Genomic DNA, 20,349 nt, shown 5'->3' on the forward strand with positions numbered 1-20,349 from the left:
CCCGGCCGGCGTCACCGCAACCGCCGCCCGCGCGGCACCGGGTCGGTCTCGTCGTCGAACTCGCCGATGACCTCCTCCAGCAGGTCCTCCAGCGCGACGAAGCCGATCGGCCGGGCCGGGCCGCCGCCGTTGCGGACCAGCGCGAGCTGGGACTGCCGAGCCCGCATCGCGGCCACCGCCTCGGTGACCGTGGCCGTCGCCGGCAGGGTGAACGCGGCGGTCATCAGGTCCCCCGCGGTGACCGGCCGGCCGGTGGTGGTGGCCCGCACCGCCTCCCGTACGTGCACCAGGCCGCAGACGTCGCCGGCGGCGTCCAGCACCGCCAGGCGGGAGCGGCCGCTGTCCCGGCTGACCTGCTCGATCCGGCCGGCGGCGTCGCCGCGGCGCACCGTCACCATCCGGTGGAACGGTTCCATCACCTGCGCCACGGTGGTGCCCTGCAGCTCCAGCATGCTGGTCAGCAACTGGTGCTGCTCGGCGCCGAGCAGGCCGTGCTCGCGGGACTGCTCCAGCAGGATGCGCAGCTCGTCCGGGCCGTGCACCTGGGCGAGCTGGTCCTGGGGATTCACCCGGAACAGCCGCAGGATCGCGTTGGCCACGGCGTTCAGCGCGGAGAGCACCGGCCGGGAGACCCGGGCGAAGGCCCGGAACGGCAGCGCCAGCAGCATCGCCGAGCGCTCCGCGTCGGTGATCGCCCAGGACTTCGGGGCCATCTCACCGATCACCAGGTGCAGGAAGGTGACCACGCTCAGCGCGAAGATCAGCGCGATCGCGTGGCTCGCCGCGTCGGGCAGGCCGACCGCGTGCAGCAGCGGGCTGAGCAGGTGCTCGATCGCCGGCTCGGCGAGCGCGCCGAGGCCCAGCGTGCACAGGGTGATGCCCAGCTGGGCGCCGGCCAGCATCAGCGACAGCTCGCGCACCCCGTCCAGGGCGGCCCGGGCCGCCCGGCCACCGGTGGCGGCCGCCTGCTCCAGCCGGTACCGCTTGCTCGCCACCAGGGCGAACTCGGCGGCCACGAAGAACCCGTTCAGCGCCAGCAGCAGCACCGAGCTGAACAGCGCCACCCCGGGGCTCACGCGGACACCTCCCGACGCTCACCCGGCTCGGCCAGCCGAAGCCGGACCGAGTCGGCCACGTGCCGGTCGACCGCGAGCACCTCGACCAGGGCGCGCGGCTCCACCGCGCCGTCCTCGCCGTCGGCGGGCAGGGTGATCTCCAGCCGGTCGCCGACCTCGGGCACCCGGCCCAGCTCGCGCATCACCAGGCCGGAGAGGGTGTCGTACTCGGGGGCCTCGGGCAGCGCGATGCCGGTGCTGTCGGCCACCTCGTCGATGCGCCAGCGGGCCGGCACCACCCAGGAGCCGTCGTCCTGGCGGGCCGGGGCGCGCTCCGGCGGGTCGTCCTCGTCGCGGATCGGCCCGACCAGCTCCTCGGCGATGTCCTCCAGCGTGATCACGCCGGCGAAGCCGCCGTACTCGTCGACCACGCAGGCCATCTGCCGGTGGCCGGAGCGCAGCCGGTCCAGCACCGTGGGCAGCGGCAGGGTCTCCGGCACCAGCAGCGGGGGGCCGGCCACCGCTCCGACCGGGGTGCTCGCGCGCCGGGCCGGGGGCACCCCGAGCACGTCGGCGATCCCGACCACGCCGACCAGGTCGTCGACGCCCTCGGCGCCGCGGACCGGGAACCGGGAGTGGCCGGTGTCGAGCAGCTCGACCACCCGGCTGACCGGCTCGTGCGCGCGTACGGTGTGCACGTCGACCCGCGGCACCATGGCCTCGCCGGCGGTCAGCTCGCGGAAGTCGAGACCCCGGTCCAGCAGGGTGGACATCTCCGCGTCGAGGCGCCCCTCCTCCCGGGACTCGGCGATGATCTGCTCCAGGTCCTCCGGGGTGGCCCCGCTGGGCAGCTCCTCGATCGGCTCGATGCCGACCCGGCGGAGCAGGCGGACCGCGGAGCGGTCGAAGAGGGTGACCACCGGCCCGGCGATCCTGAGGTACATCAGAGTGGACCGGCTCAGCGCCCGGGCGATGGGCACGGCCCGGGCGATGGCCAGGTTCTTCGGCGCCAGCTCGCCCAGGACCATCTGCACCACCGTGGCGATGACCAGGGCCAGCGCCACGGAGAGCGGCAGGCTCACGGCGCGGGAGACGCCGGCCAGGCCGAGCAGCTCGGCCAGCCCGGCGCCGAGGAACGGCTCGGCGACGTAACCGACCAGCAGCGCGGTGACCGTGATGCCGAGCTGGGCGCCGGAGAGCATGAAGGAGAGCCGGCCGGTGACCTCCAGGGCCCGGGCGGCGGCCTGGTCGCCGTTGTCGGCGAGCTGCTTGAGCTTGCCCCGGTCCACGGCGACGTAACCGAACTCCTGGGCCACGAAGTAACCGGTGGCGGCGGTGAGCACGATGATGAGAAGGAGACCGACGACGATCAACACGGGCCGCTCAGGGCTCCCGGGGACGTCGGGGTCGTCAGCTGCCGGGCGCGACCCGGCTGGCTACTGCTGCCCTCCTGGGCAGAGGAGTCGATCATGCCGCCATTTTATCCGCGTCGGCTGGACGTCCGCTGAAGGTGTGCGGAAGGGCCCCCGCTCGTCCGTTTCGGGTCCCGGGGGCCCTTCGCCCGGTTCAGCTCTGGGTGACCGTCATGTCGTCCACGGCCGCCTCGACGAGGCTGGCGCCGCTGGCGTCCGCGGCCTCGACCAGGATGCGGACCGTCTGGCCGCGCAGCGCCGAGACGTCGGCGCTGGCGCTCTGCCAGGACGCCGCCCGGTTGCTCGCCGCCCCGGTGGCGGTCAGCGCGGTGACGGTGCTGGCGCCGACCACGCGCACCCGGAGGTAGTCGGCGCTGCTGGCGTTGTTCAGGTGGGCGAGGTACCAGGAGAACGAGAGGGTGAGCGTGCCGGTGGCCGGCAGCGTGATCGCCGGCGAGCGGATGCTGCTCACCCCGCCGTCGAGGTCGTACGCGCCGGCGCTGCTGCCCGCGGCCGCCCCGGTGACCAGGTCGTAGCTGCCGCTGACCGCGGTGCCCAGCTGGGTGGTCACGCCCGAACTGGTGGTGGTGGCGGGGTCGCCGCGCTCCCACTGGCCCAGGGTGGCGGTGTCGGTGCCGGACGGGTTGGCCGTCCAGCCGGTCGCCGTCTCGAAGGTGTCGCTCCAGACCGTGCTGCCCGGCGGCGTCCCGGCCCCGGCCAGCGTCCACACCGTGTACGCGATCGCGTCGGCGTTGCGGTCCAGCGCGGTGTCGTTGATGTTGCCGGTGGTGTCGCAGGAGCGGTGGTAGCAGGGGTCGAACGCCTGACCGGCGGTGCCGCCCCAGAGCGACGCCTGGGCGCTCGACTTGATCCCCTCGGCGCCGGTGAAGGTGCCGCCGGCCGGGATGCCGACGCCGATGAACGGCCCGTAGTCGCTGCGGCCGTCGAAGTCGGTGCCCCGGGTCGGCACCCCGATCGAGGTGAAGTACGCCTGGATGGTCTGCTCGATCTGGGCGGAGCCGGCCGGGCCGGGGCCGGAGCCCACGCCGTCGGAGTTGTCGCCGTCGTAGACGAAGTAGCCCGCGTTGGGTGAGCCGACCATGTCGAAGTTCAGGTACTGCGCGATCCTGGCGCGCTCGGCCGTCGGCAGGCTGTTCACGTAGTGCCGGGACCCGCGCAGGCCCAGTTCCTCCGCGCCCCACCAGGCGAACCGCAGGTGCTTGGCGGGGGTGAACCCGCTGCGGGCCACCGCGAGCGCCACTTCGAGGATGGCCGCCGAGCCGGAGCCGTTGTCGTTGATGCCCGGCCCGGCGGTGACGCTGTCCAGGTGGGCCCCGGTCATCACCACGGCGTTCGGGTCGCCGCCGGGCCAGTCGGCGATCAGGTTGTAGCCGGTGGCGCCGTTGTAGCTGAACGACTGCACCGTGGTCGTGAACCCGACCGCGTCGAGCTGGCCCTTCACGTAGTTGACCGAGGCCAGGTAGCCGGGCCGGCCGTGCGCCCGGTTGCCGCCGTTGGCGGTGGCGATGGACTGGAACTGGGTGAGGTGGGCCTTCAGGTTGGCCAGCGGGATGTCCGGGGCGGCGGCGAGCGTGGCCGGCACGTCGGTGGGCGCCGGGGCCGTCGGCGCGGCGGCCGCCGCGGTGGCGGTCAGCGCGGTCGCGGCCGCGACGGCCAACCCGGCCAGCCAGGCGGGACGGGGGGTACGGGAGCTCATGGGTCCTCCGGGGTGGGGTGGTCCGGTCCCGCCGGGTGGGCGGCGACCGGGTGGCGGCCATTGATCGATGGCCATCACTGCGAAGCGTGCAGTGGGAGCCGGACCCCGGCAAGACGCAAGACGCAGAATCGCCGCAGTCCCGGAATTGGGACGCGGTGGGACGGATCACGCGGGCGGCGGCGCGAGGGCGCGGGGACGGACCACCCGGACGGCGGAGCCCGGCGGGTGCCGCGCCCGGTCAGCGGTCGGCGAGTTCGTCGACCTCGAGCAGGCTCGGGTCGACCCGACCGGTGCGGTGCGCGGCGCGGCCGATCATCTGCGCGGCGACCGGGGCGGTGGTCATCTGGAAGATCCCGACCAGCGCCACCATGCCGAGGTCCTCCGGGTCGCGCAGCCGCAGCGCCAGCCCGACGAGCAGCAGCAACACCCCGAGCGTCTGCGGCTTGGTGGCCGCGTGCATCCGGTCCAGCACGGTCGGGAAGCGCAGCAGGCCGATCCCGGCGGCCAGGCTGAGCAGCGCGCCGGCCACCAGGCAGCCGGCGCCCACCCAGTCGGCGAGGGTGGCGAGCATCAGGACTCCTCCCGGACGGCGAAGCGGACCAGCGACACCGCGCCCACGAAGCCGAGCAGCGAGAGCACCACCAGCACCGGCAGGGTGGTGGCGTGCCGGTTGACCGCCGCCTCGGCGCCGACCGCGCCGACCATGGTGGCCAGCAGCATGTCGGCCGCGATCACCCGGTCCAGCAGGGACGGGCCCCGGTACAGCCGGACCAGCGCGAGCAGTGCGGTCACCGAGAACAGCAGGGTGAGGACGGCGGCGAGGATCGTGGTCACGGTCGGTCTCCCTCCGGTACGGAGTCGGTCTGCACCCGGCGCAGCTCCGCGGCCGAGCCGACGGCCCGGACGAGCCGCCGTTCGACGGCGAGGATCCGCTCCCGGCTGTCGGTCAGGTCCTGCGGGCCGCGGACGTCGAGCACGTGCACGTAGAGGGTTCCGGTGTCCCGGTCCACCTCCACGATCAGCGTCCCGGGCACCAGCGAGATCACCTCGGCGGTGAGGGCCAGGTTCAGGTCGGTACGCACCCGCAGCCGCACCGCGATGATCCCGGACCGGGGCCGGTAGCCGGGCTGCACGGCGATCCGGGCGACGTGCACGCTGGCCCTGACCAGCTCGCCGGCGAAGCGGACCACGAACAGCACCAGCGGCCCGGGCCGCAGCCGGCCGGCGAAGGCCACCGGCGGCAGCGGGAAGAAGACCAGCACCGCCCCGCCGACCAGCAGCCCGCCCAGCAGGTTGCCCCAGGAGAAGTCGCCCCAGAGCAGCATCCAGATCAGCACCAGCCAGCCGTACGTGATCAGCTGGTCCCGCCAGCGGACGACCCGGCCGCGCGCCTCCTGGTCGGCGCGGACCGGCTCCGCGCTCACGGCGCCCCCTCCGGCAGCACGGCCCGCACGTACGGCGTGCGTTGCCGCAGGTCCGCGGCCGCGTCGGCGGTGACGGCGAAGAGCGGGCCGGCCACCGCGGTCATCGCCAGGCCGAGGGCGACCAGGGCGACCGTGGCCCCCACCATCAGGCGGGGCAGCCGGACGGCCGGTTCCTCGGTGGCCAGCCGGGGCGCCCGCCAGAAGGCGATGTTCCACACCCGGGAGGCCACGTAGAGGGTGAGCAGGCTGGTCAGCGCGCCGGCCGCCACCAGCGCGGCGGGCAGCGGACCGCCGGCCGCCACCCCGGCCTGGAACAGGCTGAGCTTGCCGAGGAAGCCGGAGAACGGCGGGACGCCGGCCAGGTTCATCGCCGGCACGAAGAAGATCACCGCGAGCAGCGGGGCGAGCCGCGCCAGGCCCCCGATGCGGCGCAGGTCGGTGCTCCCGGCCCGGAGCTGGACCAGGCCGACCACCAGGAAGAGCGTGGTCTGGATGGTGATGTGGTGCAGCACGTAGAAGATCGCACCGGTGAGGCCGGCGACGGTGCCCAGCGCCACCCCGAAGATCATGTAACCGATGTGGCTGACCAGGGTGAACGAGAAGAGCCGCTTCAGATCGGACTGGGCCACCGCGCCCAGGATCCCGACGATCATGGTCAGCCCCGCCACCACCAGCAGCAGCCGGCCCGCGTCGCCGCCCGGGAAGAGCAGCGTCTCGACCCGGATGATCGCGTACACGCCGACCTTGGTGAGCAGGCCGGCGAAGACCGCGGTGACCGGCGCGGGCGCGGTCGGGTAGCTGTCCGGCAGCCACGCCGACAGCGGGAAGACCGCCGCCTTGATCCCGAAGGCGAGCAGCAGCGTCAGCTCCAGCATCAGCCGTACGCCCGCCGGCAGGTCGTCCAGCCGGTGGGCGAGCTGGGCCAGGTTGACGGTGCCGGTCGCCGCGTACACCAGGCCGACCGCGGTCAGGAACACCATCGAGGACAGGATGCTGACCACCACGTACGTCGAGCCGGTGCGGATCCGCGCCTCGGTGCTGCCGAGGGTGATCAGGACGAAGCTCGCGGCGAGCAGGATCTCGAAGCCGACGAAGAGGTTGAACAGGTCCCCGGCCAGGAACGCGTTCGTCACGCCGGCGGTCAGCACCAGGTAGGTGGGGTGGAAGATGGTCACCGGCGTGGTCTCGCCCAGGTCGCTCTGGCCCTGGCCGATGGAGTAGAGCAGCACGCAGAGGGTCACCGCCGAGGAGACCACCAGCACCAGCCCCGCCAACTGGTCGGCGATCAGCACGATGCCCACCGGTGCCGGCCAGGCCCCGATCTGCGTCACCACCGGCCCGTGCCGGTACGCCTGCACCAGCAGCGCCACGGCCACCGCCAGGGTGACGGTCAGGCAGGCCACGCTGATCACCCGTTGCAGGCCGGGCCACCCGGCCAGCATCAGGGTCAGCGCCGCGCCCAGCAGCGGCACCACCACCGGCAGCGGCACCAGCCAGCTCACCGTGCGCCCCGCCCCGGCCGGGGCACCGCGGACCCGGTCATCGCCCGCCGTCCGGTTCCGGCGGCCGGCGCGGCGGCTCGGGGTCGACCTGCTCGGGGTCTCCGTTCGGACCCTCGCCGCCGAGGTCGGCCGGGACCACCTCGTCGCGCTCGGCCCGCCGCCGGATCTGCCGGTCCTCCAGGTCGTCCGGCACCTCGTCGTCGCCGGTCAGGTACCAGCTCCGGTAGCTGACCGCCAGCAGGAACGCGGTGAACCCGAAGGTGATGACGATGGCGGTGAGCACCAGGCCCTGCACCAGGGCGTCGCTCATCGCGTCGTTCGGGGCGGCGCCCACCAACGGCGGCGCACCCGGCCGGCCGCCGAGCAGGATGAGCAGGTTGACCCCGTTGCCGAGCATGATGACGCCGAGCAGGATCCGGGTCAGGCTGCGCTCCAGCAGCAGGGCCACCCCGCAGGCGACGAGCACGCCGATGGCGAGCACCAGCGCCAGGGTGGGCCCCGCCCCGGTGCCCGTCACGGCCGCTTCCCCTCGCGCTCGACGGCCAGCCCGGCCCCGGAGCGGCCGGTTGCCTCGATGTGCCGGTCCACCTCGGCGCCGAGGCTGCGCAGGATGTCCAGCACCAGCCCGACCACCACCAGATAGACACCGATGTCGAAGAAGAGCGAGGTGACCAGGTAGAACTCGCCGATCACCGGCAGCGACAGGTCGATCCGCGCGCTCTGCAGCACCGATCCGCCGGCCGCCAGGGCGATCACCCCGCTGCCCACCGAGACGGCCAGCCCGGCGCCGAGCACCGTGCCCGCGCCGACCGGGGCGGCCTCGGCCAGCTCGTACCGGCCGCCGGCCAGGTACCGCACGACCAGCGCCAGGCTCGCCACCAGGCCGCCGGCGAAGCCGCCGCCCGGCGCGTTGTGCCCGGAGAAGAGCAGGAACAGGGAGAAGATCACCACGGTGTGGAAGATCAGCCGGGTGACCACCTCCAGCACCAGCGACCGGCGCCGCTCCTGGAGGCTGGCGCCGCCGCGTAGCCAGACCGGCCGGTCCGGGCGGGTCGGCCGGCCCGACGGCTCCGGCCGCCGCGGCCGCGGCCCGGTACGGGACCGCTCGAAGATCAGGCTGGCCACCCCGGTCGCCGCCACCACCAGCACCGACAGTTCGCCCATCGTGTCCCAGGCCCGGATGTCGACCAGGGTCACGTTGACCACGTTGCGGCCGAAGCCCTCGCCGACCGCCAGTTCCGGGAAGGCCGTCCCGACGGCGGGTGCCTGGCGGGCGTTCGCGGCCACCAGGGCCAGCCCCGCGGTCACCACGCCCACCGCCACCCCGATCGCCCGGCGGGCCAGGCGGCTGCGCCGCAACGGCCGGGCCGAGAACATCTGCGGCAGCCGCCGCAGCACCAGCACGAAGATCGCGATGGTGGCGGTCTCCACGAGGAACTGGGTCAGCGCCAGGTCCGGCGCGCCGTAGAGCACGAAGAGCATCGCGGTGCCGTAGCCGGTGGTGCCGACCAGCAGCATCGCGGTCAACCGACGGCGGGCGTTGACCGCGAGCACGGCCGCCACGCTGATCACCAGGAGCACGACGGCCTGCAGCGGGGTGTTCCACAGCGCGATCCGCTCCTGCCACGGCCGGGCGAGCAGCATCGCCCCGCCGGGCACCAGGGTCAGCGCGACCAGGATGGTGCCGAGGTACTGCGGCAGCGAGCCGCGCTGGGTGGCACCGGTGACGTCGTCGGCGAACCGGTCGAAGCGGCCGATCACCCACTCGTAGCCCTCGTTGCCGTTCACCGGCGCGCGCAGCCGGGCCAGCACCGGGGCGAGCGGCCCGCGCAGCGCGAAGAGCAGCGCGCCGCCGGCCACCGCCAGCGCGGAGAAGCCGAGCGCGGGGGTCAGGCCGTGCCAGAGCGCCAGGTGCCCGCCGACGGCGCCGAAGAGTTCGGCGTACGGGAGGAACAGGCCGTCCAGCACGCCCGCGGCCGGACCGGCGACCAGCCCTGCGCCGGCCAGCAGGGCGGGCGGGACCAGCAACGACGGCGCGGCCCGCCCGACGTCGGTCGCCGGCACCCCCGGCCGGGTGGCGAACGCGCCCCAGACGAACCGGGCGCTGTACGCGACGGTGAGCGCGGTGCCGGCGACCAGCGCGGCGAGGGCGAGCGGCCGGTCGGTGAACGCGGCGAGCACCGCCTCCTTGGCGACGAACCCGACCAGCGGCGGCAGCCCGGCCATCGACGCCGCGGCGAGCACCGCCACGGTCGCCAGCAGCGGAGCGTTGCGGCCCAGCCCGGACAACTCGGCCAGGTCCCGGGTGCCGGTCCGATGGTCGATGATGCCGACGACGAGGAAGAGCGCCGCCTTGAACAGCGCGTGCGCGAGCAGCATCGCGGCGGCGGCCAGTGCCGCGTCCGGGGTGCCCGCCCCGGTAACCGCCACCAGCAGCCCGAGCTGGCTGACCGTCCCGTACGCCAGCAGCAGCTTCAGGTCGGTCTGCCGCAGCGCCGCCCAGCCGCCCACGACCAGGGTGGCCAGGCCGGCGACCAGCACCACGGGGCGCCACGGGGCGGCGGCGGCGAGCACCGGCGCGAGCAGCCCGATCAGGTAGACGCCGGCCTTCACCATCGCCGCCGCGTGCAGGTACGCGCTGACCGGCGTGGGCGCCGCCATGGCCACCGGCAGCCAGGTGTTGAACGGCAGCACCGCCGACTTGGCCAGCGCCCCGACGAGGATCAGCACCACCGCCGTGCCCAGGTACGCCCCGCCGGGCAGCGACCCGGCGGCGATCGCCGACCAGCGGTAGCTGCCGGCGTGCTCGCCGAGCATGACGAACCCGATCAGCATGGCCAGCCCGCCGAGGGTGGTCACGGTCAACGCCTGGGCGGCCGCCCAGCGGCTGGAGCGCCGCTCGGTGCTGTGCCCGATCAGCAGGTACGAGAAGACCGTGGTGAGTTCCCAGCAGGTGTAGAGCAGCAGCAGGTCGTCGGCGAGGACCAGGCCGAGCATGGCCCCGGCGAAGGCCACCAGGACCGCGGCGAACCGGGCCAGCCCCAGCGAGCCCGGCGCGAAGTAGCGGGCGCTGTAGATCAGCACCAGGGCGCCGATCCCGCCCACCAGCAGGGTCATCAGCCAGGAGAGGGTGGTCAGCCGCAGCGCCAGCTCCAGCCCGAGCTGGTCGAGCCAGGGGTACGTCTCGACCACCGCACCACCGTCGCGCACCGCGGGCGTCCGGACCAGGGCCCAGCCGCACGCGGCGGCCGGCGCCAGCGCGAGGGGGTAACAGGCACGCGGTCCCCACCACCGGACGAGCAGCGGCGCGACGAGGGCCGCCACGAGGTGGAGGATCAGCAGTACGAGCACCCGCACTCCAGGTCGAGGTGGCAGCGGCACCGGCTGAGGCGGGACGGCGCCTACGAGCGATCAGACGCCAGATCGCCGCCCGACGGGCGGTTTTACCGGAATTCACCCGCCGGGCCCCACGCCGTGCCCCTGTGGGGCCTCTCGTGATCGTCTGCTGGCGGGCAGGTCACCGAGGGACCGCCGGACCTGCCGAGCGACAGAAGATCAAGCGGCGGCCGGCGACAGCGCCGGGTGCGCGCGGGGGTGGTGGGTCACGGCGGCGGCCGGCGTCGGGTGTCAGTGGAGGGCGACGTCGGCGGCGGGCACGGCGGGCTCCCGGACCGGCCGGTCCCAGCGGGCCTCCACCAGCAGGTCGGGGCGGCCGAGCTGGCGCACCACCCGGTTCACCACCCGCTGGGCGGCGGTGAGCGACCGGACCGAGAGCAGCCGGCCCCGGCTCTCCCGGCGAAGCACGAAGAAGTGCACCGCGGCGCGAACCTGGCCGCGGTCGGCGGCGCTGGCCTGGGCGGTGGAGACCACCAGCTCGCGCAGGCACTCGGCGAGGCGCTCGGCCAGCTCCAGCTCGGGGCCGGTCAGGCCGGCCCGGACGGCGGCGAGATGACTGTCGACCTTGCGGATGAGCACGTCGGTGCCGGGCTCGAAGCTCCGCTGCTCGACCGCCATCCGACCCCTCCGCCCGCCGCGCGTTGCGTGTGAAGTTACTTTATGTTGCGCTGCGCTAGCAAGCAGTTAAGTAAGACTTACCGCGTTCAACGTCGCATCCGTCGCGTATGAGCCGGACCAGGACAGATTCCCTGCCCGGCGCGGGCGGCATGTCACACCTGCGGGGCAGGATGGGTGCGTGGCAAAGGTGCGAGGCGGCGACGGTCCGGCGGAGCAACCGGGCGAGCGGCCGGGCGGGGCCGACGCGACCCGGGCGCTCGCCGGCTTCGGCCCGGCCACCCGGGAGTGGTTCACCGCCGCCTTCGCCGCCCCCACCGCGGCGCAGACCGGCGCCTGGCGATCGATCGCCGCCGGGCGCAACGCCCTGGTGGTGGCGCCCACCGGCTCCGGCAAGACGCTCGCCGCGTTCCTCTGGTCGCTGGACCGGCTGGCCCGCGAGCCGGCCCCGGCCGAGCCCCGGCACCGCTGCCGAGTGCTCTACGTCAGTCCGCTCAAGGCGCTCGCAGTCGACGTCGAGCGCAACCTGCGCACTCCCCTCACCGGCATCCGGCAGGCCGCGACCCGGCTCGGCGTCGCCCCACCCGAGATCACCGTCGGGATGCGCACCGGCGACACCCCCACCGACGAGCGCCGCGCCTTCGCCCGCACCCCGCCGGACATCCTCATCACCACGCCCGAGTCGCTGTTCCTGCTGCTCACCTCCGCCGCCCGCGATTCGCTGCGCGGGGTCGAGACGGTCATCGTCGACGAGGTGCACGCGGTGGCCGGCACGAAGCGCGGCGCCCACCTGGCGCTCTCCCTCGAGCGCCTCGACGAGCTGCTGCCCGCCCCGGCCCAGCGGATCGGCCTCAGCGCCACCGTCCGGCCGATCGACGCCTGTGCCCGGTTCCTCGGCGGGGCCCGGCCGGTCGACGTGGTCACCCCGCCCACCGCCAAGACGATCGAGGTCACCGTCGAGGTCCCGGTGGAGGACATGACCCGCCTCGACGAGCAGGAGCAGCCGCCCGAGGACGACCTCGGCGGGCCGGGGCCGCGCCGCGCGTCGATCTGGCCGGCCGTGGAGGAACGGGTCCTCGCGCTGATCCGGGCGCACCGGTCGACCATCGTCTTCACCAACTCGCGCCGCTCCGCCGAGCGGCTCTGCGCCCGGCTCAACGAACTCGCCGTCGAGGAGACAGCCGGCGCGCCGACCGCCGGCGACGGCAGGCCGGGCGGCAGCGGCGGCGGATCGGGCGGCCCCGGCGGCGGACACGGCGGGCGGCTGCCCGCGGAGCTGATGGCCCAGGCCGGCGCGGTGGCTGGCGCCCCACCGGTGATCGCCCGCGCCCACCACGGCAGCGTCTCCCGCGAGGAGCGCAAGCAGATCGAGGAGGCGCTCAAGTCCGGGCAGCTGCCCGCCGTGGTGGCCACCTCCAGCCTGGAGCTCGGCATCGACATGGGCGCCGTCGACCTAGTGGTGCAGATCGAGGCGCCGCCGAGTGTGGCCGCCGGGCTGCAGCGGGTCGGCCGGGCCGGCCACCAGGTGGGCGCGGTCTCCCGCGGCGTGGTCTTCCCGAAGCACCGGGGCGACCTGCTCTCCTGCACCGTGGTCGCCGAGCGGATGGCCGGCGGCGCGATCGAGGAGCTGCACTACCCGCGCAACCCGCTGGACGTGCTGGCCCAGCAGATCGTCGCGATGGTGGCGCTGGAGCCGTGGCGGGTCGGCGACCTGGCGGTCGTGGTCCGCCGGGCCGCTCCCTTCGCCGAGCTGCCCGACTCGGCACTGCACGCGGTGCTCGACATGCTCTCCGGCCGCTACCCGTCCACCGCGTTCGCCGAGCTGCGGCCCCGGCTGGTCTGGGACCGCGCCACCGACCTGCTCACCGGCCGGCCCGGCGCCCAGCGGCTCGCGGTGACCAGCGGCGGCACCATCCCCGACCGCGGCCTCTTCGGGGTCTTCCTGGCCGGCGCCGAGCGCGCCGCCCGGGTCGGCGAGCTGGACGAGGAGATGGTCTACGAGTCCCGGGTGGGCGACGTCTTCCTGCTCGGCTCCTCATCGTGGCGGATCGAGGAGATCACCCCCGACCGGGTGCTGGTCTCGCCGGCCCCCGGGCAGGCGGCGAAGATGCCGTTCTGGAAGGGCGACCAGCTGGGCCGGCCGGTGGAGCTGGGCCGGGCGATCGGCGCCCGGGTGCGCAGCCTGCTGCGCCAGGACGACGAGACGGCGGTCGCCGCGTTGCGCGCCGGCGGGCTGGACGACTGGGCCGCCGGCAACCTGATGGCCTACCTGCGCGAGCAGCGGGCCGCCACCCGCGCCCTGCCGGACGACCGTACCGTCGTGGTGGAACGGTTCCGCGACGAGCTGGGCGACTGGCGGCTGGCCGTGCACAGCGTGCTCGGCGCCCGGGTCAACGGGCCCTGGGCGCTGGCCATCGGGCGCCGGCTGGCCGAGCGCTACGGGGTGGACGCGCAGGTGATGCCCGCCGACGACGGCATCGTCGTCCGGCTGCCGGACACCGCCGACGAGCCGCCCGGCGCCGACGTGGTGGTCTTCGACCCGGACGAGATCGCCCAGCTGGTCGAGGAGTCGGTCGGCACCTCCGCGCTCTTCGCCGCCCGGTTCCGGGAGTGCGCGGCGCGTTCCTTGCTGCTGCCCCGCCGTGATCCGCGCCGCCGCCAGCCGCTGTGGCAGCAGCGCCAGCGGGCCGCCCAACTGCTCGACGTCGCCCGCGAGTACGCCGAGTTCCCGGTCACCCTGGAGGCCGCTCGGGAGTGCCTGCAGGACGTCTTCGACCAGCCGGCGCTGGCCGAGCTGATGCGCGACCTGACCGCCCGGAAGGTGCGGCTGGTCGAGGTGGAGACGGCGCAGCCATCGCCGTTCGCCCGGTCGCTGCTCTTCGGCTACGTCGGCGCCTTCCTCTACGAGGGCGACGCCCCGCTGGCCGAGCGCCGGGCCGCCGCGCTGGCCCTGGATTCCGCCCTGCTCGGCGAGCTGCTCGGCCGGGTCGACCTGCGCGAACTGCTCGACCCGGCGGTGCTGGCCGAGACCGAGCGGCAGCTGCGCTGGCTGACCGAGCAGCGCCGCGCGCGCGACCCGGAGGACGTGGTCGAGCTGCTCCGCCTGGTCGGCGACCTGACCACCGACGAGCTGGCCGAGCGCGGCGCGCCGGTCGACTGGCTCACCGAGCTGGCGGCGGCCCGGCGGGTGCTGCGGGTCCGCATCGCCGGCCAGGAGCGGTGGGTCGGCGTCGAGGACGCCGGCCGGCTGCGCGACGCGCTCGGCGTGGCGCTGCCGGTCGGGGTGGCCGAGGCGTACCTCGAACCGGTCGCCGACCCGCTGGGCGACCTGGTCGCCCGCTACGCCCGTACCCACGGCCCGTTCGCCACCGCCAGTTGCGCGGCCCGGTTCGGGCTCGGGGTGTTCGTGGTGGAGCAGGCGCTGCGCCGGCTGGGCGCCACCGGCCGGGTGGTCTCCGGCGAGTTCGCCCCGGACACCGTCGGCACCCAGTGGTGCGACGCGGAGGTGCTGCGCCTGCTGCGCCGCCGGTCGCTCGCGGCGCTGCGCCGGGAGATCGAGCCGGTGCCGCCCCGGGCGCTGGCCGCGTTCCTGCCCCGCTGGCAGCAGGTGGGTTCGTCGGCGCGCGGGGTGGAGGCGCTGGCTGCCGCGATCGAGCAGTTGCAGGGGGCGGCGGTCCCGGCCTCGGCGCTCGAGCGGCTGGTGCTGCCCGGACGGGTCGCCGACTACTCCCCCGCCCAGCTCGACGAGCTCTGCGCCAGCGGCGAGGTGCTCTGGGCCGGCTCGGGAGCGATCTCCGGCGGGGACGGCTGGGTCACCCTGGCGTACGCGGACGCCGCGCCGCTGCTGCTCCCACCGCCGGACGAGGCGCTCACCCGTACCCCGCTGCACGACGCCGTGCTGGACGCGCTCGGCGACGGGCAGGCGCTGTTCTTCCGTTCGCTGGCCGACCGGGTCGGCTCGACCGACGACGCCGCGCTGGCCGCCGCCATCTGGGACCTGGTCTGGGCCGGTCACCTCACCAACGACACGCTGGCCCCGCTGCGCGCGGCGCTCGGCGGCGGCGGCGCGCACCGGTCCCGGCCGACCGCGCCGCGCACCCGCTACCGGCGCCCCGGCCGGGTGGCGCTGCCGACCCGCGGCGGCCCACCCACCGTCGCCGGCCGCTGGTCCCGGCTGCCCGACCGCGACACCGACCCGACCCGCCGGGCGGCGGCGCTGGCCGACGTGCTGCTCGAGCGGCACGGGGTGGTCACCCGGGGCGCGGTGGTGGCCGAACAGGTGGCGGGCGGTTTCGCCGCCGTCTACCCGGTGCTCTCCGCGCTCGAGGAGCGCGGCGCCGCCCGGCGGGGCTACTTCGTGGAGGGGCTGGGCGCGGCGCAGTTCGCGGTGCCCGGCGCGGTGGACCGGATCCGGGCGCTGGCCGAGCCGGCCGGCGGCGGGCGCGGCCGCGGCGGGGGGCCGACGCTGGTGCTCGCCGCCACCGACCCGGCCAACCCGTACGGCGCGGCGCTGCCCTGGCCGGAGCGGGCGGTCGACTCGGGCGACGGGGCGGCGCCGGCCACCGGGCACCGGGCGGGCCGCAAGGCGGGCGCGCTGGTGGTGCTGGTCGGCGGCGACCTGGTGCTCTACGTGGAGCGGGGCGGGCGGACCATCCTCTCCTTCACCGACGACGCCGACGCGCTCGCCGCGGCCGGCAAGGCGCTCGCCGACGCGGTGCACTCCGGAGCGCTGGGCGCGATGTCGGTGGAGCGGGCCGACGGCGAGGCGGTGCACTCCTCGCCGCTGCGCGATGCGCTCACCGCGGCCGGCTTCCGCACCACCCCGCGCGGGCTGCGCCTGCGCGGCTGACCGACCGGCCAGCCACCCGGGTTCGCGCCCGTCCGCGAGCACGACGCGGGCCAGGACGGCGCCACCCGGGCAGCACCGTCGCGGCGCGGGCCGGTCAGCGAACCGGGCCGGAGGCCGGCGCGGGCCGGTCAGCGCAGGGTGGTGAGCACCCGCTCGTATCTGGCGCGGTCGGCGGCGGGAGTCTTCGCCTCCAGGTAGTTGAGCACCACGGCGCCGCGCCGGAACGACTGGCCGCCCCAGGTCTCCGCGATGTCGCCGGCGCTGGTCTCGTCCGGGAAGACGTAGACCGTCACCCCGTCGGTCCCCACGATCTCCGAGCAGCCCAGCCCGAGACCGTCCGGCCCGCAGTCGACGGAGCGGTCCCGCGGGTTGGCCGCCTTCAGCCCGGCGGCCTGGAAGGCGGCGACGACCTGCCGGGCACCGGGCGCCCCCGCCGGCCGGGCGGGAAGCACCACCGGCGACGGGCTGGCCGGGCGGCGTTCGGTGGACCCGGTGGGGCTCGGCCCCACCGGCGCCGCGCCGCCCGGCGGGACGGTCGCGGTCACGCCGCCGGGCACGGTCGTCGTCGCGGCGCCGGTCGCGGTCGGGGAAGCGACGTCCTGCGCGCCGGTCGAGGCGGGGGCGCCAGCGGCACCCGACCGGTCGCGGGCGTCGTCGCCGCAGGCGGCGGTCAGGCTGGCGGCGATCAGGAGCACCGCGACGGCGGCCAGCTTCCGGTTGGTCACCCCGGCAGTCTGCCCAACCCGCTTCCGGTCCCGGCAGTGGCCGGTCGGCCAGTGCCGCTGTCCCATATCTGCCAGCACGCCCGCCTTGTCGACCGACCGCACCTCGACGGAGCCGCCCGCAGGGCCGGCGTGAACGGGTGGGCCCGGTCGGCGGCGGTGTCGGTACGATCCGGGCCGATCGGGGACGGGAGACGGGATGAGCGAGCCACGGGTACGTCCGGCGGAAGCCGGGGACCGGGCGGCGGTCGACGCGCTGCACGAGCGCGAGTGGGGCGGGCCGTACGTGATCGCCCACGACACCCGCTACGACCTGCGTACGCTGCCCACCCTGGTGGCGGTGGACGGTGCCGGCGCCGTGGTCGGGGCACTCGCCCACCACACCGACGCGGACGGCCTGGAGGTGGTCAGCGTGGTCGCGGCGACCCCGGGCGGCGGCGTCGGCACGGCGCTGCTGGCCGCGGCGACCGAGACCGCCCGGGCCGCGGCAGCGGCGCGGCTCTGGCTGATCACCACCAACGACAACCTGCGGGCGCTGCGCTTCTACCAGCGGCGGGGGCTGCGGCTGGTGGGCGTGGACCGGGGCGCGGTGGACCGGGCCCGCCGGCTCAAGCCGACCATCCCGACGGTCGGGGAGAACGGCATCCCGCTGCACGACGAGCTGATCCTGGGGCTGCGCCTGGCCCCCGGCGGCGGCTGACCGACCCACGGCCCAACGGCTGGCACGGCAGGCCCCGGGACGGAGGAACTACCCTGCCGGCATGGCACCGACCCCGTGGATCTCGCTGACCACCGACTACGGACTCGCCGACGGCTTCGTGGCCGCCTGCCACGGCGTGATCGCCCGGCTCGCGCCGGCGGCGCGGGTGATCGACGTGACCCACCTGGTCCCGGCGGGCGACGTGCGCCGGGGCGCGGCGGTGCTCGCGCAGACCGTGCCGCACCTGCCGGCCGGGGTGCACGTGGCGGTGGTGGACCCGGGGGTCGGCACGGCGCGCCGGGGAGTCGGGCTGGCCACCCCGGGCGGGCTGCTGGTCGGGCCGGACAACGGCCTGCTGATCGACGCCGCGGCGGCGCTGGGCGGGATCACCGCCGCCGTCGAGCTGGCCGACCCCGGCTGGCTGGCGCCGCGGGTGTCGCACACCTTCCACGGCCGGGACGTCTTCGCGCCGGTGGCGGCCCGGCTCGCGCTCGGCGCGCCGCTGGCCGACGCCGGCCCGGCCGTCGACCCGGCGACCCTGGTCCGGCTGCCCGCGCCGGTGCTCGATCGCGGGCCGGCCGGGTTCACCGCCGAGGTGCTGACCGTTGACCACTTCGGCAACGTGCAGCTCGCCGCGCCGGCGGAGCTGCTGGGGTCGCTGCCCGGCGGGGTGCGGGTGGCCGGGCGGGACGCGGTGCGCGGCCGGACCTTCGGCGACGCCCCGGCCGGCGGGCTGGTGGTGCACGCCGACTCGGCCGGCCTGGTGGCGGTGGCAGTTAACGGCGGCCGGGCCGCCGACCTGCTCGGGGTCGCGCCCGGCGACCTGCTCCGGGTCACCGCCCCGGACGCCGGCTGACCGCCGGTCGGTCCCGGCCCGCGCGGATCGGCCGGCGGCTGTCCGCCCGCGTCGGCGTCGACCGCGCCGGACGGGGCGCCGGAACCGGCCTCCCGGCCGCCGACCGTTCATCGACTGTGGAATGCTGCCCGGGTGGGTGAGCAGTGGGTTCCCGTGGCCTGTCCCTGTTGCGCCTCGCGGACCGGTGGTGGCACCTGTCCGGTGTGCTTCTGGACGGACGACGGTCAGAACGACGCCGACGCCGATGTGGTGCGCGGCGGCCCGAACGGCGAGCTGAGCCTGTCGCACGCCCGGCTCAACTTCGCCATCTACGGCGCCAGCCACCCGCGCTACCAGGACATCGTCCGCCCGGCGCGCCCGGACGAGCGGCCCTGACCCGTGCCGGGCCGGGGCTGGCCGGCCCGGCACGGGAGGTTCAGCAGGCCGGCACCGTGCCGCCCCACACCGCCGAGATGTACGCGTGGCTGACGTACTGCCCGCCGGCCAGCCGGTTCCACCGATTGGTGGTCCGGTACGGGCCGGCGACCGTCTGGCCGGTCACGTAGCACTGGATCGGCACGTACGCGAAGCGGGCGGCCAGCCCGCGCACCGGGTAGGCGGTGCTCGCGCCGGTGCGGATGTTCAGCGGGCCGTCGCCGACCACCCCGCGCGGCCCGGTCCCGGTCCACAGGTACGCCACGTCCATCCAGGCGTTGGTGGTGAGCCGCAGCCCGTCCCAGAACGTCCCGTCGGCCAGGTCGATGCCGGCCGGGTTGAGCACCACCCGGCCGAACTGGTCCCGCCCGCCGTGGTAGCCGCTCTGGTAGGCCGCCTGCGCCTGCGGCCGGCCCTGTGCAGGTCCTTCCACCGGTCGCCACCGGCGCGGCGACGGCGGGGGACGAGGTGGGTAGGAGGGTTGCGGACGGCGGTCAGGAATATCCCTCGACGGGAGGAGGATGGCAGGGTGCCCGAAGGCGACACCGTCTGGAACACCGCCCGCGTTCTGCACCGCGCGCTGGCCGGCGCCCGGCTGACCGGCAGCGACTTCCGCGTGCCCCGGCTCGCCACCACCGACCTCACCGGCTGGACCGTGCGAGAGTCGGCCAGCCGGGGCAAGCACCTGCTGCTCCGGCTCACCGCACCGGACGACCGGGACGGCCCGGCGCACTGGACGCTGCACTCGCACCTGCGGATGGAGGGCGCCTGGCGGGCGTACGCGCCCGGCGAGCGGTGGACCGCACGGCCGGCCCACCTGATCCGGGCGGTGCTGCGCAGTCCGGGGGCGGTCGCGGTCGGCTACCACCTGCACGAACTGGCCCTGGTCCCCACCGTCGAGGAGGACTCGCTCGTCGGGCATCTCGGCCCCGACCTGCTCGGCGCGGACTGGGACCCGGCCGAGGCGGTCCGCCGGCTGGCCGCCCGGCCCGAGCTCATCATCGGCGAGGCGCTGCTGGACCAGCGCAACCTGGCCGGCATCGGCAACCTCTACAAGTGCGAGGTGCTCTTCCTGCGCGGGATATCGCCGTGGACGCCGGTGGGCGCGGTGCCCGACCTGGCCGGCACGGTCACCCTGGCGCAGCGGCTGCTCGCGGCCAACCGGGGCCGGTGGACGCAGAGCACCACCGGGTCGCTGCACCGCGGGCAGACCAGCTACGTCTACGGCCGCCGCGCCCAGCCCTGCCGCCGCTGCGGCACCGCCGTCCGCAAGGAGGAACTCGGCGAGCGGGTCACCTACTGGTGCCCGGTCTGCCAGCCGGAGCGCGGCGCGGGCGACGACGCGCGGTGATGCCGCTGGCGCGTCCGCCGTGGCGCCCGGTCGGCCTCCTCTCGCCCGGAGGCCCCGCCCTCGGCCCGACGCCGCACGACCGACACCCCTCCACCCCCCTTTGCACTGCTTCAACGGACGCACAGGTTGACCCGCGGCAGTGTTGCGTGGGTTGACGCAGAGCAAAGGACGCGGACGGCGGCCCTGCCGGCGGCTCCCGACCCGCCGAGCAGGGGCCGGGCCGGCCGGCGATCCCCGACGCCGGGTCCCGACCGTCACGACCAGCGCCGTCGCCGCGTGTCGATCGGGTGGAGATGGCCGACCGATCCCAGATACGGACGATTGGGTACTTCCTAA

The 20,349-nt window shown here is 75.6% G+C and carries 17 protein-coding genes; 5 read left to right on the forward strand and 12 right to left on the reverse strand.

Annotation, left to right across the window (positions count from 1 at the left end):
* Positions 1–11: 11 nt before the first annotated feature.
* The 10 genes from ACVCAH_RS08655 to ACVCAH_RS08700 all read right to left on the reverse strand — a co-directional run bounded on the left by ACVCAH_RS08655 (position 12) and on the right by ACVCAH_RS08700 (position 11,124).
* Positions 12–1,076, reverse strand: coding sequence for a hemolysin family protein (locus ACVCAH_RS08655; protein WP_447135520.1), 1,065 nt, complete (start codon positions 1,074–1,076; stop codon positions 12–14).
* Entirely contained in the window at positions 1,073–2,431 is a 1,359-nt protein-coding gene (locus ACVCAH_RS08660) for a hemolysin family protein (protein WP_447135521.1), read from the reverse strand. Before ACVCAH_RS08660 ends, ACVCAH_RS08655 begins: the two co-directional genes overlap by 4 nt.
* A 190-nt stretch (positions 2,432–2,621) precedes the next feature.
* Complete coding sequence (locus ACVCAH_RS08665; RefSeq protein ID WP_447135522.1) at positions 2,622–4,184, reverse strand: M28 family metallopeptidase; 1,563 nt, start codon at positions 4,182–4,184, stop codon at positions 2,622–2,624.
* 238 nt (positions 4,185–4,422) lie between these two features.
* Positions 4,423–4,755 (reverse strand): monovalent cation/H(+) antiporter subunit G, encoded by a 333-nt coding sequence (mnhG, locus tag ACVCAH_RS08670; protein WP_447135523.1) that lies wholly within the window; start codon positions 4,753–4,755, stop codon positions 4,423–4,425.
* On the reverse strand, positions 4,755–5,018 hold the full coding sequence (locus ACVCAH_RS08675) for a monovalent cation/H+ antiporter complex subunit F (RefSeq protein WP_447135524.1): 264 nt from the start codon (positions 5,016–5,018) through the stop codon (positions 4,755–4,757). The genes mnhG and ACVCAH_RS08675 overlap by 1 nt, the downstream gene beginning before the upstream one ends.
* A complete protein-coding gene (locus ACVCAH_RS08680; RefSeq protein ID WP_447135525.1) occupies positions 5,015–5,608 on the reverse strand; it encodes a Na+/H+ antiporter subunit E in 594 nt (197 codons plus the stop codon). The genes ACVCAH_RS08675 and ACVCAH_RS08680 overlap by 4 nt, the downstream gene beginning before the upstream one ends.
* Positions 5,605–7,110: a Na+/H+ antiporter subunit D gene (locus ACVCAH_RS08685; protein ID WP_447135526.1), complete on the reverse strand. Its 1,506-nt coding sequence runs from the start codon at positions 7,108–7,110 to the stop codon at positions 5,605–5,607. The genes ACVCAH_RS08680 and ACVCAH_RS08685 overlap by 4 nt, the downstream gene beginning before the upstream one ends.
* Positions 7,111–7,147: 37 nt before the next feature.
* Positions 7,148–7,627: a Na(+)/H(+) antiporter subunit C gene (locus ACVCAH_RS08690; protein WP_447135527.1), complete on the reverse strand. Its 480-nt coding sequence runs from the start codon at positions 7,625–7,627 to the stop codon at positions 7,148–7,150.
* Positions 7,624–10,461 (reverse strand): Na+/H+ antiporter subunit A, encoded by a 2,838-nt coding sequence (locus ACVCAH_RS08695; protein ID WP_447135528.1) that lies wholly within the window; start codon positions 10,459–10,461, stop codon positions 7,624–7,626. Before ACVCAH_RS08695 ends, ACVCAH_RS08690 begins: the two co-directional genes overlap by 4 nt.
* 276 nt (positions 10,462–10,737) lie before the next feature.
* Positions 10,738–11,124, reverse strand: coding sequence for a hypothetical protein (locus ACVCAH_RS08700; protein WP_447135529.1), 387 nt, complete (start codon positions 11,122–11,124; stop codon positions 10,738–10,740).
* 178 nt (positions 11,125–11,302) lie between these two features.
* Between ACVCAH_RS08700 and ACVCAH_RS08705 the strand changes: the two genes are divergently transcribed.
* On the forward strand, positions 11,303–15,970 hold the full coding sequence (locus ACVCAH_RS08705) for an ATP-dependent helicase (protein ID WP_447135530.1): 4,668 nt from the start codon (positions 11,303–11,305) through the stop codon (positions 15,968–15,970).
* A 128-nt stretch (positions 15,971–16,098) separates the two neighbouring features.
* On the opposite strand, the gene ACVCAH_RS08710 is transcribed toward ACVCAH_RS08705, so the two are convergent.
* A complete protein-coding gene (locus ACVCAH_RS08710; RefSeq protein WP_447135531.1) occupies positions 16,099–16,695 on the reverse strand; it encodes a hypothetical protein in 597 nt (198 codons plus the stop codon).
* Positions 16,696–16,891: 196 nt separating this feature from the next.
* On the opposite strand from ACVCAH_RS08710, the gene ACVCAH_RS08715 reads away from it, so the two are divergent.
* The 3 genes from ACVCAH_RS08715 (at position 16,892) to ACVCAH_RS08725 (ending at position 18,623) form a co-directional block, all read left to right on the forward strand.
* The gene (locus ACVCAH_RS08715; protein ID WP_447135532.1) at positions 16,892–17,392 is read left to right on the forward strand and encodes a GNAT family N-acetyltransferase; all 501 of its coding nucleotides are present in this window, start codon (positions 16,892–16,894) and stop codon (positions 17,390–17,392) included.
* A gap of 61 nt (positions 17,393–17,453) precedes the next feature.
* Positions 17,454–18,248 (forward strand): SAM hydrolase/SAM-dependent halogenase family protein, encoded by a 795-nt coding sequence (locus ACVCAH_RS08720; RefSeq protein ID WP_447135533.1) that lies wholly within the window; start codon positions 17,454–17,456, stop codon positions 18,246–18,248.
* A gap of 153 nt (positions 18,249–18,401) precedes the next feature.
* A complete protein-coding gene (locus ACVCAH_RS08725) occupies positions 18,402–18,623 on the forward strand; it encodes a CPCC family cysteine-rich protein (protein WP_447135615.1) in 222 nt (73 codons plus the stop codon).
* Between the two features lie 40 nt (positions 18,624–18,663).
* On the opposite strand, the gene ACVCAH_RS08730 is transcribed toward ACVCAH_RS08725, so the two are convergent.
* Entirely contained in the window at positions 18,664–19,095 is a 432-nt protein-coding gene (locus tag ACVCAH_RS08730) for a hypothetical protein (protein ID WP_447135534.1), read from the reverse strand.
* Positions 19,096–19,191: 96 nt separating this feature from the next.
* Between ACVCAH_RS08730 and ACVCAH_RS08735 the strand changes: the two genes are divergently transcribed.
* The gene (locus tag ACVCAH_RS08735; RefSeq protein ID WP_447135535.1) at positions 19,192–20,013 is read left to right on the forward strand and encodes a DNA-formamidopyrimidine glycosylase family protein; all 822 of its coding nucleotides are present in this window, start codon (positions 19,192–19,194) and stop codon (positions 20,011–20,013) included.
* Positions 20,014–20,349: the final 336 nt, after the last annotated feature.

Source organism: Micromonospora sp. LZ34 (assembly GCF_052981855.1).

Excerpts from the sequence above, each read along its gene's own strand:
- ACVCAH_RS08665 (WP_447135522.1), bottom strand. The coding sequence starts at position 4,184 with ATGAGCTCCCGTACCCCCCGTCCCGCCTGGCTGGCCGGGTTGGCCGTC.
- mnhG (WP_447135523.1), bottom strand. The coding sequence starts at position 4,755 with ATGCTCGCCACCCTCGCCGACTGGGTGGGCGCCGGCTGCCTGGTGGCC.
- ACVCAH_RS08700 (WP_447135529.1), bottom strand. The coding sequence starts at position 11,124 with ATGGCGGTCGAGCAGCGGAGCTTCGAGCCCGGCACCGACGTGCTCATC.
- ACVCAH_RS08715 (WP_447135532.1), top strand. The coding sequence starts at position 16,892 with ATGAGCGAGCCACGGGTACGTCCGGCGGAAGCCGGGGACCGGGCGGCG.
- ACVCAH_RS08720 (WP_447135533.1), top strand. The coding sequence starts at position 17,454 with ATGGCACCGACCCCGTGGATCTCGCTGACCACCGACTACGGACTCGCC.